Annotated in this window: 1 protein-coding gene; it reads right to left on the bottom strand. The window is 50.7% G+C overall.

The genetic code is table 11. The features are described from left to right. The coding region (locus AC04NP_RS30800) for an AMP-binding protein (protein ID WP_482863973.1) at nucleotides 1-288 on the bottom strand (288 nt) is incomplete at both ends.

The raw sequence follows: 288 nt of genomic DNA, 5'->3' as shown, positions 1-288 counted from the left end.
CGGATCTTCTTGCGATCCTGTCCCGATCACCATCCAACAGGACAACATCCAGATTGTCCCTGTCCGAAAAGGTAGCTGCACACTCACCGGTACTGAGCAGGACTTTCACTCCGGAATCCTCTAACATATAAGCAATACGCGCCTGTGGATAATCCGGGTCTATGGGAACATAGGCGCCTCCTGATTTAAGTATCCCTAAAATACCGACTAATAGTTCCAGGCTACGGTCCAGGCAGATGCCGACCAGATCATCCGGTTGTACGCCTTTTGTTATGAGGTACCGTGCCA

The organism is Agaribacillus sp. DX54, from assembly GCF_056858335.1.
Note: the sequence above shows the minus strand (reverse complement) of the source record. Positions and strands in the feature narration are given on the sequence as shown.